Below are 13,099 nucleotides of genomic sequence, written 5' to 3'. Positions count from 1 at the left end.
TCAGGCTGCCGCGGCGGTCTTGTCGCCGTAGAGCGCATCCTTGAACGGCTGCGGCCCGACGCGGCGATAGGCCGTCAGGAAGGTCTCGGAGGGGTCGAGGCGGAGGCCGAGATAGGTATCGACGATCACCTCGATCGCGTCCGTCACCTTTTCCGGCTCGAAGCCGCGGCCGATGATCTCGCCGATCGACGTGTTCTCGTCGCCGGAGCCGCCGAGCGTGATCTGGTAAAGCTCCTCGCCCTTCTTCTCCACGCCGAGCAGGCCGATATGGCCGACATGGTGGTGGCCGCAGGCATTGATGCAGCCGGAGATCTTGATCTTCAGTTCGCCGATCTCGGCCTGGCGCTCGGCCGAGCCGAAGCGGGCGGAGATCTCCTGCGCGACCGGGATCGAGCGGGCATTGGCCAGCGCGCAGTAGTCCAGCCCCGGACAGGCGATGATATCCGTGATGAGGCCCGCATTGGCGGTTTCGAGCCCGGCGGCGACAAGGCCGCGATAGATCGGCTCCAGATCGGCCAGCGCCACATGCGGCAGGATGAGGTTCTGCTCGTGGCTGACGCGGATCTCGTCGAAGGCGTATTCCTCCGCGATATCGGCGACCGCCTCCATCTGCGCGTCCGTCGCATCGCCCGGAATGCCGCCGATCGGCTTCAGCGAGATCGTCACGCTGGCATAGTCGGGATGCTTGTGCGGATGCACATTGTGCTGCACCCAGCGGGCAAAGTCGGCATCGGCCTTCTTCCACTGCGCAAGGCTCGCCCAGCCCTCGGCGCGGGAGGCAAGCGCCGGCGGCGCGAAATAGGCGGTGATGGCGGCGATATCCTTCTCCGGCAGCTTCAGCTCGGTGTTCTTCAGTTCGGCGAACTCCACTTCCACCTGCCGCGCCAGTTCCTCCGCGCCCGTCTCGTGCACGAGGATCTTGATGCGCGCCTTGTACTTGTTGTCGCGCCGGCCGTGCAGGTTGTACACGCGCATGATCGCGGTCGTGTAGGAGAGCAGATCCTCTTCCGGCAGGAAGTCGCGGATCTTCTTGGCGACCATCGGCGTACGGCCCTGCCCGCCGCCGACATAGACGGCAAAGCCGATCTCGCCCGTCTCGTTCTTCTTCAGGTGCAGGCCGATGTCGTGCACCTGGATCGCCGCGCGGTCGCGCTCGGCGCCGGTGACGGCGATCTTGAACTTGCGCGGCAGGAAGGAGAACTCCGGATGCACGGAGGACCACTGGCGCAGGATTTCCGCATAGGGACGCGGATCGGCAACCTCGTCGGCCGCAGCGCCGGCGAAGTGGTCGGCCGTCACGTTGCGAATGCAGTTGCCCGAGGTCTGCAGCGCATGCATCTCGACCGTCGCGAGATCGGCGAGCGCATCCGGCAGTTCCGACAGCTTCGGCCAGTTGTACTGGATGTTCTGGCGCGTGGTGAAATGGCCGTAGCCGCGGTCGTACTTGCGGGCGATATAGGCGAGCATGCGCATCTGGCGCGCATTCAGCGTGCCGTAGGGAATGGCGACGCGCAGCATGTAGGCATGAAGCTGCAGATAGACGCCGTTCATCAGGCGCAGCGGCTTGAAGGCATCCTCGGCCAGCTCGCCGGAGAGGCGGCGGCCGACCTGATCGCGGAACTGCTCCACCCGGCTGGAGACAAAGGCGTGATCGAATTCGTCGTAGCGATACATAAGCGTTCCTCAGGCGGCCGGTGCGGCCGTCGCAGTCAGGCCGGCATAACCGGCGGCATAGGCAATGGTCGGGCCGGCGGCGCGGATGCGCTCGCGCATGCGCAGCGGCCGCAGCACGCCATCCACCCCTTCGACGTCGACGACGTTCACGTCAACCACCTTGTTGTCGGCGAAAGCCTGCTTGCCGGTCGCCTCCAGCGCATCGACGGCCTCCTTGTGGCGCGCGACGAAGGCGGCCTGGAGCTGTTCGTTCCAGTTGCCGCTCGCATCCAGCCAGACGGAAATGCCGTCGGAAAGGCGGTTGGCTGTCAGAACCTTGTCGGCCATGTCATGCTCCCAATGCTGCTGTGGTTCGGACCGGCTCGCGGACGGCGAGCGGTTCGGAATGTTCGAAATTGGCGCCTGCGACGGCATCGCCGATGATCACCATGACGGGGCCGGTCAGTTCGTCGCGGTGCTCGAGGCCCGGCAGGTCCTTCAGGGTGCCGTGCAGCAGCCGCTTTTCCCGCCGGCTGGCATTCTCCACGACGGCGACGGTCGTCTCGGCCGGCAGGCCCGCCTCCATCAGCCGGGCGGCGACGGAAGCCGCGACCGTGCGGCCCATATAGACGGCGACGGTGGCGCCGGAGATCGCAAGCCGCGCCCAATCCGGCAGGACCGAGCCCGTCAGGTCGTGCCCCGTCGTGAAGACGAGCGAGGATGCGACGCCACGCAGCGTCAGCGGCAGTTCGAAATCGGCGGCCGCGGCGAAGGCGGAGGTGATGCCGGGCACGACCTCGTAGGTGACGCCGGCCTGGCGGAGCGCCGCCATTTCCTCGCCGGCGCGGCCGTAGACCAAGGGATCGCCGGATTTCAGGCGCACGACGCGCTTTCCCGCCTTGCCGAGTTCGACGATGAGGTCGTTGATCTCTTCCTGCGACTTGGAGTGACAGCCCTTGCGCTTGCCGACGGAAAGGCGCTCTGCATCGCGGCGCCCCATGTCGACGATGGCCTGCGGCACGAGCGCATCGAAGACGATGACGTCGGCTTCCATCATCACGCGCTGGGCGCGCAGCGTCAGGAGATCCTCCGCGCCCGGGCCGGCGCCGACCAGCCAGACGTGGCCGGCGGCGCGGCCCTGCGAGGTCAGGAGCGAATCGGCGGTGCGGTGCGCGAGATCGATATCGCCATTGTTGACGGCGTCGGCCACCGCGCCCTGGAAGAAGCGGCGCCAGAAGACGCGGCGCGTCACGCCGCGCGGCAGGAGGCGATCGACGGCCTCGCGGTAGCCGTTGGCAAGGCTGGCGAGCCGGCCGAGCGAGGGCGAAAGGATCTGGTCGACCTGCGCGCGGATCATCTGCGCCAGGACGGGGCCTGCGCCCTCCGTGCCGATGGCGACGGCGACGGGCGCGCGGTTGACGAGCGCCGGCGTGAAGAAATCGCAATGGTCCGGCTGGTCGACGGCATTGACCGGAATGCGCAGCGCCCGGGCCGCGGCGGAGATCGCACGGTCGGCGGCGGCATCCCCCGTCGCGGCGAAGACGAGCGCCGCATCGGCGATGGCATCGCTGGAGAAGCGCGCGCGCACCAGCTCCAGCCCCTTGTCCGCGATGAAGCGGGCGAAATCGGCCTCCGGCGCCTCGGCGAGCACGACGATCCGGGCATCCGTGTTGAACAGCAGCCGGGCCTTGGCGAAAGCCTCGTCGCCCGCGCCCACGACAATGACCGTCCGGCCGCTGACGCGGAAGAACGCCGGGAATGTCGAAAGCTTCTGGTTTGCTGCGGTCATGGTGTGGTCCGGTTGAAGTGTGCGCACTATCGCGAATAATAGCCAGGAACAAAAGAAACAGAAATTCCAATGGCTCCGGGGGCGCGTATTGTTTTGCTCGCACCTCCCGCATTTTGAGCATAAGTCACCGGCCGCCCTTGCCTGTCCACCGCGGCGACCGCTAAGGAGGCATCATCACGCCAACGGGGATTCCCATCATGGACCAGTCCGCCCTCGCAAAGCGCCTCCTCGACGTCATCGAAACCGATATCCTGCCGCTGACCGCTGAGGGCGTTGCCACTGGCAACAAGGTTTTCGGCGCCGCGATCCTGCAAAAATCCGATCTGTCGCTGGTCATCGCCGAAACGAACAACGAGATGGAAAACCCGCTCTGGCATGGCGAGGTGCACACGCTGAAACGCCTCTACGAGCGCATCGAGAAGCCGGATACCAGGGACTACGTCTTCCTCTCCACGCACGAGCCCTGCTCCATGTGCCTTTCGGCCATCACCTGGGCCGGCTTCGACAATTTTTATTATTTGTTCAGCCACGAGGATTCGCGCGACAGTTTTGCGATCCCGCACGATCTGCGCATCCTCAAGGAAGTCTTCCGGCTCGATCCCGGCGGCTATGCCAGGACGAACGCCTTCTGGCACTCCGCCGCCATCGCCGATCTGATCGCCACATCCGACGAGCCCGCGAAGGCGGCATTGAAGGCGCAGGACGCGAGGATCCGCGCCGCCTATGATGACCTGTCGGACGCCTACCAGTCCGGCAAGACCGGCAACAACATCCCGCTCAACTGAGAACCGCGATGGAACCGAGCCGCGACATCGAACGCCTGATCGAGATCATGGCGGCCCTGCGCCAGCCCGAGACCGGCTGCCCCTGGGACGTCGTCCAGACCTTCGAGACGATCAAGCCCTACACGATCGAGGAGGCCTACGAGGTCGCCGACGCCATCGAGCGCAACGACATGGACGACCTGTGCGAGGAGCTGGGCGACCTCCTCCTCCAGGTGGTCTTCCATGCCCGCATGGCGCAGGAGCGCGGCGAATTCGACTTCGGCAACGTGGTCGAAGCCGTCACGCGCAAGATGATCCGCCGCCATCCGCACGTCTTCGCCCGCTCGGATGCGGAAACGCCCGAGGCGGTGAAGCTGCAATGGGATGCGATCAAGCAGGCGGAAAAGCGCGAGCGCAAGGAGCGCCGCGCCCGGCGCGGCCTGCCGGAGGATCCGCTCCGCGGCCATCTCGGCTCCGTGCAGCGCTCCTTCCCGGCCCTCGTCGAGGCGCTGAAGCTCCAGGAACGCGCCGCCAAGGTGGGCTTCGACTGGTCCGAGCCGGCGCCGATCCTCGACAAGATCGAGGAGGAGGTCGGCGAGCTGCGCGAGGCGCTGCGCAACGACGACCAAAAGGCCGTCGCCGACGAACTCGGCGACCTCATCTTCGCGCTGGTCAATATCGGCCGCCATGTCGGCGCCGATCCGGAAATGGCCCTGCGCGGCACGAACACGAAGTTCCGCAACCGCTTCTCGCATATCGAGGACAGCCTTGCGGCGAATGGCGAAAGCCTCGAAGCGGCAACGCTGGAGCGGATGGAAGCGCTTTGGCAGGCGGCGAAGCGGATCGAGCGGCAGTTGGAGACGTAAAGGGTTTCAAAGCCCCCATCCCGCTGCCGCGACCTTCTCCCCGCAAGCAGGGAGAAGAGGCAAGACGAAAGGCCTTCCCTTCATCCGAGACGCTTCAGTTTTCGGGAAACCGGCACGGCACCCCCTTCGCCCCGCCTGCAGGGAGAAGGTGCCGGCAGGCGGATGAGGGGCGAGACTCCCGGCGCCTTCAGCGCTCCCAGTCCTCGACCACTCTCTTGCCGCCGACGCCGAGCCGGCGGTCGAGTTCGGCGGCTTCCGTTTCGGTCAGCCGCAGGTCCAGCCGCACAGTGCCGTCTTCCAGGTCCTCGCGTCCGTCGACGATCGAATGGTCGTAGACCCAGGGCAGAAGCTGCAGCTGCGTGACCGGCAGAATGACGTCGCGGTCGACCAGCACGCCGGAAAGCCGCTGGTTGATCTCGGAAAGCAGCCTGTCGACGCCCTCGCCGGAAATGGCGGAGACGGCGATGACGTTCGGCTGGCCCTCGGCCTTCTGCACCAGCGCCGCGCGCGCTTCGGGCTCCAGCCGGTCGATCTTGTTCCAGACCTCGAGAATGCGCTCGGCGCCGTCCTTCTCGTCGATGCCGAGATCGGCGAGGATGCGCAGAACATCCGAGGACTGCGCGCCGTTGTCAGGGTCCGACATGTCGCGCACATGGAGGATCAGGTCCGCCTCCAGCACCTCTTCCAGCGTCGCGCGGAAGGCGGCGACGAGGTGGGTCGGCAGGTCCGAGATGAAGCCCACGGTGTCGGACAGGATGACCGTGCGGCCCTGCGGCAGCTTCATGCGGCGCAGCGTCGGGTCGAGCGTGGCGAAGAGCATGTCCTCGGCCAGAACCCCCGCCCCGGTGATGCGGTTGAACAGCGTCGACTTGCCGGCGTTCGTATAGCCGACGAGCGCGACGATCGGATGCGGCACCTTCTTGCGCTTGGAGCGGTGCAGCTGGCGGGTGCGGCGCACCTGCTCCAGCTCGCGCTCCAGCTTGACGATCTTGTCCTGCAGGAGCCGGCGGTCGGCTTCGATCTGCGTTTCGCCCGGGCCGCCCATGAAGCCGGCGCCGCCGCGCTGGCGCTCGAGGTGGGTCCAGCTGCGGACCAGCCGGCCCTTCTGGTAGTTGAGATGGGCGAGCTCGACCTGCAGCGTGCCTTCCTTGGTGGAGGCGCGCCGGCCGAAGATTTCGAGGATGAGGCCCGTGCGGTCGATGACTTTGGCGCCCCACTCCTTTTCGAGGTTGCGCTGCTGCACCGGCGTCAGCGGGTGATCGACGATGACGAGGCCGGCATCGTGTTCGTCGAGCGCCGCCTTGATCTCCCCGATCTTGCCGGTACCGAGCAGCGTGCCGGGCTTCGGCTGGCTGACGGGCACGATGGCCGAATGGGCGACGGTGAGGTCGATGGCGCGCGCAAGGCCGACGGCCTCTTCCAGCCGCGCCTCGTCGGACCGCGTGGTCACCGTTGGATCGGGTTTTCCGCGCGCGGCCTTCAGCACCGGCACGATGACGACGGCGCGCATATCGTCCCGGTGCTTTTCAGCCTCCGGAACGATGGAATCCTTGCTTGTATCGGATTTCTTAATGATCTTGGGTCCTGTCAGGAGCCGCTTTCCTCGGTCTCGAACATCTGCAGCGGCTGGCCGGGCATGATGGTCGAGATCGCATGCTTGTACACGAGCTGCGAGTGACCGTCGCGGCGGAGCAGCACACAGAAGTTGTCGAAAGAAGTGACAACCCCGGTCAGCTTGACCCCGTTGATGAGAAAGATCGTCAGGGAAATCTTTTGCTTGCGAACGGTATTAAGAAAAAGATCCTGCAGGTTCTGAGAACGTTCCGCCATCGCGCCGCTTCTTTCTGATTGCCGGCCCTTGAGACCGGTTGACTAAAATAAAATGTCCCCACGCCCGACACGACGTGGCGGACCGTCAATTTTGGTATCAAATCGCGGTCTTCTCCGCAACGGCGAAAAAGGCCTCGCGGATTTTCTGTGCCGTCATGCCGGGATGCCCGTTGGCGATCGTGTGTCCGTCGATCGAAACGACCGGCAGGCAGATCGTCGTCGCCCCGGTCACGAACACTTCCCGCGCCTCCAGCATCTCCGCCACGGAAAACCGGCGTTCCTCGACCGCAAGCCCGAGCGCTGCGGCGACATCCATCAGCGTCGTGCGGGTAATGCCGTTGAGGATGCCATGATCGGCCGGCCGCGTGACGAGCGTTCCCGCCCTGTCGACGATCCAGAGATTCGTCGCGCCGCCCTCCGTGACATTGCCTTCCGCATCCACAAAAATCGCCTCCTGCGCGCCGGCCTCCTTCGCCTGCTGGCGGGCCAGCACGTTCGGCAGCAGGCCGACGGTCTTGATGTCCACCCGCCCCCAGCGGTTGTCGGCGACCGTGGCCGCCCGGACGCCCGAGGCATATCGGGCGGCGTTCACCACCGGGGTAAGGCTTTTCGCCGTGACGACCAGCGTCGGGCGCACTTCCGGCGAGGGAAAGACATGGTCCCGCTTCGCAACGCCGCGCGTCACCTGAAGATAGACCAGGCCATTGGTCACGAGGTTGCGCCGCAGCACCTGCCGCAGGATGCCGATCAGCGCCGCGCGCGGCATCGGCGGGCGGATGCGGATTTCCGCAAGCGACCGGTCGAGCCGGTCGAGATGACGCGACAGATCGACGATATAGCCCTGCTGGACCTGGCAGACCTCATAGACCGCATCGGCAAAGACGAAACCGCGATCCAGGACATGCACCGCCGCGTCGGCATGGCGGACATAACGGCCGTTGACATAGGCGATGCGCGGCATGGGGGTTCCTATTTTCAGGTTTGCGGATGCAGACCCGCTCAGAAATACTGGATGCTGACGCGGAAGAGCTGTTCGACATGGCGCACGGCCACCGCGGCGGCGAACAGCACGACGCGGTCCCTCGCCTTGATCTTCGTGCTGCCGTCCGGCCGGATCACCGCATTGTCGCGATAAATCGCGCCGATGCGGATGCCGGGCGGCAACTCGATCTCGCGCAGCGGCCTGCCGACGAGCGGCGAGGTCTCCAGCGCTTCGGCCTCGATCACCTCGGCAGATCCTTTCTGCACCGCATAGACCGAGCGGATGCGCCCCTTGCGGACATGCTGCAGGATGCCGGAGATCGTCACCGCACGCGGATTGATATGCGCGTCGATGCCGAGCGTCTTGGTGAAATCCTGGTACATCGGATCGTTGATCAGCACGAGGTTCTGCTTGCAGCCGAGGCGCTTGGCCATCACGCTGCCGAGAATGTTGATCTGGTCATTGTTGGTCAGCGCGACGATCAGGTCCGCATCCTGGATATCCGCCTGGAGCAGCATCTTCTGGTCGAGCGCCGAACCGTGCAGCACGACCGCATTGCGCAGCTTGTCGGCGATCGCGACGGCCCGTTCGCGATCGCTCTCGATGATCTTGAGCCGCGTCTTCGCCTGGTAGTCCTCGATCGCCCTGGCGACGAAATAGCCGATATTGCCGCCGCCGGCGATGACGATACGCGCCGCCTCCTGCTCCTCGTGGCCGAACAGCGCCAGCGTGCGCCGGACGTGCCCCTTGTCGCAGACCACATAGGCAAGGTCGCCGGAATGCAACTGGTCGGTGGAATTCGGCACGAAGAGCTTGCCGTTGGAGAAGATGCCGGTGACGGTGGCGTTGAGGTCGGGGAAGAGCTCGCTGAGCTGCTTCAGCGGCGTCTCGACGACCGGGCAGTCCTCCATGCATTCGATCGCCACCATGACGATGCGGTCATCGGCAAAGCGCACGACGTCCGTCGCGCCCGGGAAGGAGATGCGCCTCAGCACCATCTTGCCCACCTCCACCTCCGGCGAGATGGTGACGTCGATCGGCATGTTCTCGCGGGAGAAGAGATCGGAATATTCCGGCGCCAGATAGTTCTGCGAGCGGATGCGGGCGATCTTGGTCGGCACGTTGAACAGCGAATGGGCCACCTGGCAGGCGACCATGTTGACCTCGTCGAACAGGGTGACGGCGATCAGCATGTCCGCCTGGTCCGCGCCGGCCTTGGCCAGCACCTCCGGATGCGCGCCGTGGCCGACGATGCCGCTGACATCGAGCGTGTCGGTTATGGCGGCGATCAGCGAGGGCTGCGTGTCGATCACCGAAACGTCGTTTCCCTCCTGCGAGAGCCGCTCGGCGATACCGTAGCCGACGCGTCCGGCGCCGCAGATGATGACCTTCATGCCCAAGAATCCCTCAAGTTCCCGAGGGCCTTATACGCCAAGCGACTTCAGTTTGCGATGGAGCGCCGAGCGCTCCATGCCGACGAATTCGGCCGTGCGGGAAATGTTGCCGCCGAAGCGGTTGATCTGGGCGATGAGATAGTCCCGCTCGAACATTTCGCGCGCCTCGCGCAGCGGCAGCGTCATGATGTGCTGGTCGCCCTGCGTGGAGATCTTCGGCAGCATGTCGCCCACTTCCGTCGGCAGCATGTCGGCGGTGATCGGCGTGTCCGGGCCGTCGCTGCGGGCGAGAATCATCAGCCGCTCGATATTGTTGCGCAGCTGCCGGATATTGCCCGGCCAGTCATGCGCCTGCAGCACCGCGAGCGCGTCATCGCCGATCTTGCGCGAGCGGATGCCCGCCTGCTCGCTGATCTGGCGCATGAACATGTCGACCAGGAAGGGGATGTCCTCGCGCCGCTCGGCGAGCGGCGGCACGCGCACGGGCACGACGGCGAGGCGGTGATAGAGGTCCTCGCGAAAACCGCCCTCGGCGATCAGGCTCTCGAGATTGTAGGCGGTGGAGGAGATGATGCGCACGTCCACCTTCACCCGCTTGGAGCCGCCGACGCGCTCGAACTGCTGGTCGACCAGCACGCGCAGGATCTTGTTCTGCGTCTCGCGCGGCATCTCGCCGATCTCGTCGAGATAGAGGATGCCGCCATGCGCCTCTTCGAGCGCCCCGGTCTTGCGCGGCTGGCCGGGCGTTCCTTCCGTGCCGAACAGCGCGATCTCCATGCGCTCCGGCGTGATCGCCGCGGCATTCAGCACGACGAACGGGCCGCCCGCCCGGCTCGACTTGCGGTGGATCATGCGCGCCACCAGTTCCTTGCCGGAACCGGAAGGGCCGAGGATCATGATGCGGCTGTTGGTCGGCGAGACCTTTTCGATGTTCTGGCGCAGCTGCGAGACGGCGACGGAGGTGCCGATCAGCTCCACCGGATCGCCGGAGCGTTTCTTCAGCTCCGTCACCTCGCGGCGCAGCTTCGAATTCTCCAGCGCCCGCTCGGCGATGAGGATAAGCCGGTCCGCCTTGAACGGCTTCTCGATGAAATCATAGGCGCCGCGGCGGATCGCCGAGACGGCCGTCTCGATATTGCCGTGGCCGGAGATCATCACGACCGGCAGGTCCGGATGGCGGCTCTTGATCTCGTCGAGCAGCGCCAGCCCGTCGAGCTTGCTGCCCTGCATCCAGATGTCGAGGAAGACGAGGCGCGGCATGCGATCGTTGATCGCGGCGAGCGCGCTGTCGCTGTCATAGGCGGTGCGCGTCTCGTGCCCCTCGTCCGAGAGGATGCCGGAGACGATCTCGCGGATGTCCTCCTCGTCGTCCACCACAAGAATATCAGACGCCATGGCTCACTTCCCTGTTCTTCTTGTCCGCATCGACGGCCACCACCGTTTCCTCGTAGGGCAGGATCACCCGGATCATCGCCCCGTGGCCGTTGTCGAAATCCGCGGGGGCATCATGCAGTTCCAGCTGTCCGCCGTGGTCTTCGATGATCTTCTTCACGATGGCGAGGCCGAGCCCCGTGCCCTTCTCGCGCATCGTCATGTAGGGTTCGAGGATCCGGTGCCGGTTCTCCGTCGGCAAACCCTTGCCGTTGTCAATGACATCAACGACGAACCGCCGTCCTGCGTCGTCGGGCGTCGCCCGGACGAGGATCCTGCGCTCCTCGCGCGTCACCTCCGGCGGCAGCGCCTCGATGGCCTCCACCGCATTCTTGATGATGTTGCCGAAGGCCTGGCCGAGCATGCGTGCGTCGAACAGCCCTTCGAGCGGCACCTCGCCGAGATCCTTGCGGAAGACGACATGGGTATTGCCCATCTCGCGCAGGAAGACCGCGTCCTTCAGGATGCTGCGCAGGTCCGAGCGCTCCTTCGTCGGCTTCGGCATGCGCGCGAAGGCGGAGAACTCGTCGACCATGCGGCCGATATCCTCGACCTGGCGCACGATCGTGTCCGTACACTGGTCGAAGACGGCGCGGTCCTCCGGATCGATCTGCTTGCCGTAGCGGCGCCGGATGCGCTCCGCGGAAAGCTGGATCGGCGTCAGCGGGTTCTTGATCTCGTGCGCGATGCGCCGCGCCACGTCGGCCCAGGCGGTGGAGCGCTGGGCGATGACGAGGTCGGTGATGTCGTCGATGGTGACGACATAGGATTCCTTGGCATCCTTCGCCTCCTCGCGCGTCACCTGCACGTTCAGCGTCCGCTCCTTGCCGCCGTGCATGATGTTGACCTGCTTGCGGTAATTGTTGCGGTGGCGGGTGGAGCCCTCGGCCAGCACCGCCGCGATCTCCGGCGCCACCTCGGTCAGCGGCTTGCCGATCAGCTCACTGGCGTTGCGCCCGAGCAGGATCTCGGCCGAAAGATTGGCGATGGTCACGCGGCCGTCCTCCTCGACGCCGATGACGGCGGCCGTGACGCCCGAGAGCACCGCCTCGATGAAACGACGGCGATGGTCGACCTCGTCCTTCGCGTCGAGGATCTGCTCCTGCTGCGCGCGAATTTCCGCGATCATCTTGTTGAAGGTGCGCGAGAGGTTGCCGACGTCGCCATCGACCGTGCGCACCGGCACGCTGACGTCGAGATTGCCCGAGGCGACGCTGTCGGCGGCGCCGATCAGCTGGCGGATCGGCCGCACGATACGGTCGGCGACGGCAATCGCCGTCCAGATCGCCGCGAGCAGCACGATGAGGGCAAAGCCGAGATAGAGCACGCCGAAGGCGATCTGCAGGGTCGTGCGCCCGGCCTCCAGCGCGCGGTATTCCGCCGTGTTCTCCTCCATCAGCCGCATGGAGCGCATGACCTCGGGATCGACGGTGCGGATCGTGTAGAGGAATGCCTCCGGGATGTTGTCGAGCTTGATGATGGCGCCGACGAGATTGGTGCCGCCCGGCGGGATCAGCGTCGGCTGGCCGGCGGCCGAGGCCTTCAGGGCATCCTCCGGCACGGCCGGCAGCTCGTTTTCGATCTGGATGTTCGCCTGCAGGATCGTCGAACCGTCGGCGCGCAGCAGGAAGGCGCCGAGCATGCCGCGGCCGCGCGCCTGGCGCGTCATCAGATCGATGAAACCGGTGCGGTCGAGGCTGTAGAGCTGGCGGTTGCGGTCGAGGTCGTTCGCCATGGAGGCCGTCTGGCCCTGCAGGTAGCTCGCATTCTCCAGCACGTAGGCCTGCGCCACGTTGAGCGAGGAACTGACGATCGACTGGGTGCGGATGGAGAACCAGCGGTCAAGGCCGACATCGAGCGTGATGGAGGCGAAGATGGCGACGAGCACCGCGGGCGTGATCGCGACGATGGAGAACAGCGCGACGATGCGCACATGCAGGCGCGCGGCGGCGCGGCCGCGGCTGCGCGCGCGCAGGAGCCGCAGGATCTCGCGGCCGATCAGGAACACCAGGCCGACGATGAAGACCGCGTTGATCGCCGCCGAGGCGATGACGACGTTGGCTTCCGGCTTGATCGGCGTCAGCCCGAGCAGGATGAACAGCGAGATCGTCGCGGCGACGAGCGCGCCGCCGGCCAGCACAAGGCCCGGCAAAGCGAAGGAGGCACGCCGGTCGCTGCCCGCCGCCTTACCGTTTTCGCCTGAGAGCAGGCTCACGCCTTCCGTCATCTGCCGCATCGCTTCCCCGGCCGGGCGCCCCGAAGGGAACCGGCGTTCTTCTCGTGTTTTCCGGAGCAGCGCCGATCGCGCGAGGGACCGGCCGCCTCCGCGCCCGCATCCATGACGATCAGGCACGCGCGCCTATTCGGCCGCAAACCCCTCTGTTACCCTC

The 13,099-nt window shown here is 65.9% G+C and carries 11 protein-coding genes; 2 read left to right on the top strand and 9 right to left on the bottom strand.

Features of this window, described 5'->3' with window-relative positions; genetic code table 11:
- From MUU56_RS00150 to cysG, 3 genes are read right to left on the bottom strand one after another with little or no spacing between them, the layout of a single operon-like run.
- Positions 1–1,674, bottom strand: a complete 1,674-nt coding sequence (locus MUU56_RS00150) for a nitrite/sulfite reductase (protein ID WP_244765344.1) — start codon at positions 1,672–1,674, stop codon at positions 1–3.
- 9 nt (positions 1,675–1,683) lie between these two features.
- The gene (locus tag MUU56_RS00145) at positions 1,684–2,001 is read right to left on the bottom strand and encodes a DUF2849 domain-containing protein (RefSeq protein ID WP_244765343.1); all 318 of its coding nucleotides are present in this window, start codon (positions 1,999–2,001) and stop codon (positions 1,684–1,686) included.
- A 1-nt stretch (position 2,002) separates the two neighbouring features.
- Positions 2,003–3,442, bottom strand: a complete 1,440-nt coding sequence (gene cysG / locus MUU56_RS00140; RefSeq protein ID WP_244765342.1) for a siroheme synthase CysG — start codon at positions 3,440–3,442, stop codon at positions 2,003–2,005.
- A 197-nt stretch (positions 3,443–3,639) separates the two neighbouring features.
- On the opposite strand from cysG, the gene MUU56_RS00135 reads away from it, so the two are divergent.
- Both MUU56_RS00135 and mazG read left to right on the top strand, forming a co-directional pair.
- Positions 3,640–4,227: a nucleoside deaminase gene (locus tag MUU56_RS00135; protein ID WP_244765341.1), complete on the top strand. Its 588-nt coding sequence runs from the start codon at positions 3,640–3,642 to the stop codon at positions 4,225–4,227.
- A gap of 8 nt (positions 4,228–4,235) precedes the next feature.
- Positions 4,236–5,072, top strand: a complete 837-nt coding sequence (gene mazG, locus MUU56_RS00130) for a nucleoside triphosphate pyrophosphohydrolase (protein WP_244765340.1) — start codon at positions 4,236–4,238, stop codon at positions 5,070–5,072.
- Positions 5,073–5,259: 187 nt separating this feature from the next.
- On the opposite strand, the gene hflX is transcribed toward mazG, so the two are convergent.
- The 6 genes from hflX to MUU56_RS00100 all read right to left on the bottom strand — a co-directional run bounded on the left by hflX (position 5,260) and on the right by MUU56_RS00100 (position 12,936).
- Positions 5,260–6,582, bottom strand: a complete 1,323-nt coding sequence (hflX, locus tag MUU56_RS00125) for a GTPase HflX (protein ID WP_244765339.1) — start codon at positions 6,580–6,582, stop codon at positions 5,260–5,262.
- Positions 6,583–6,659: 77 nt separating this feature from the next.
- Positions 6,660–6,902, bottom strand: coding sequence for an RNA chaperone Hfq (hfq, locus tag MUU56_RS00120; RefSeq protein WP_023514954.1), 243 nt, complete (start codon positions 6,900–6,902; stop codon positions 6,660–6,662).
- Between the two features lie 97 nt (positions 6,903–6,999).
- A complete protein-coding gene (locus MUU56_RS00115) occupies positions 7,000–7,863 on the bottom strand; it encodes a D-amino-acid transaminase (protein WP_244765338.1) in 864 nt (287 codons plus the stop codon).
- Between the two features lie 38 nt (positions 7,864–7,901).
- The gene (trkA, locus tag MUU56_RS00110) at positions 7,902–9,278 is read right to left on the bottom strand and encodes a Trk system potassium transporter TrkA (protein ID WP_244765337.1); all 1,377 of its coding nucleotides are present in this window, start codon (positions 9,276–9,278) and stop codon (positions 7,902–7,904) included.
- A gap of 30 nt (positions 9,279–9,308) precedes the next feature.
- Positions 9,309–10,673, bottom strand: coding sequence for a nitrogen assimilation response regulator NtrX (gene ntrX / locus MUU56_RS00105; RefSeq protein WP_244765336.1), 1,365 nt, complete (start codon positions 10,671–10,673; stop codon positions 9,309–9,311).
- A complete protein-coding gene (locus tag MUU56_RS00100; protein ID WP_244765335.1) occupies positions 10,663–12,936 on the bottom strand; it encodes a sensor histidine kinase NtrY-like in 2,274 nt (757 codons plus the stop codon). Before MUU56_RS00100 ends, ntrX begins: the two co-directional genes overlap by 11 nt.
- Between the last annotated feature and the right edge of the window lie 163 nt (positions 12,937–13,099).

Origin of the sequence: Shinella yambaruensis, assembly GCF_022899355.1 — a bacterium.
Taxonomy (GTDB): domain Bacteria; phylum Pseudomonadota; class Alphaproteobacteria; order Rhizobiales; family Rhizobiaceae; genus Shinella; species Shinella yambaruensis.
Note: the sequence above shows the minus strand (reverse complement) of the source record. Positions and strands in the feature narration are given on the sequence as shown.

Coding starts and splice junctions, on each gene's coding strand:
- hflX (WP_244765339.1), bottom strand. CDS start 6,582: ATGCGCGCCGTCGTCATCGTGCCGGTGCTGAAGGCCGCGCGCGGAAAA.
- MUU56_RS00150 (WP_244765344.1), bottom strand. CDS start 1,674: ATGTATCGCTACGACGAATTCGATCACGCCTTTGTCTCCAGCCGGGTG.
- MUU56_RS00145 (WP_244765343.1), bottom strand. CDS start 2,001: ATGGCCGACAAGGTTCTGACAGCCAACCGCCTTTCCGACGGCATTTCC.
- MUU56_RS00100 (WP_244765335.1), bottom strand. CDS start 12,936: ATGACGGAAGGCGTGAGCCTGCTCTCAGGCGAAAACGGTAAGGCGGCG.
- hfq (WP_023514954.1), bottom strand. CDS start 6,902: ATGGCGGAACGTTCTCAGAACCTGCAGGATCTTTTTCTTAATACCGTT.
- ntrX (WP_244765336.1), bottom strand. CDS start 10,673: ATGGCGTCTGATATTCTTGTGGTGGACGACGAGGAGGACATCCGCGAG.
- mazG (WP_244765340.1), top strand. CDS start 4,236: ATGGAACCGAGCCGCGACATCGAACGCCTGATCGAGATCATGGCGGCC.
- MUU56_RS00115 (WP_244765338.1), bottom strand. CDS start 7,863: ATGCCGCGCATCGCCTATGTCAACGGCCGTTATGTCCGCCATGCCGAC.
- MUU56_RS00135 (WP_244765341.1), top strand. CDS start 3,640: ATGGACCAGTCCGCCCTCGCAAAGCGCCTCCTCGACGTCATCGAAACC.
- trkA (WP_244765337.1), bottom strand. CDS start 9,278: ATGAAGGTCATCATCTGCGGCGCCGGACGCGTCGGCTACGGTATCGCC.
- cysG (WP_244765342.1), bottom strand. CDS start 3,442: ATGACCGCAGCAAACCAGAAGCTTTCGACATTCCCGGCGTTCTTCCGC.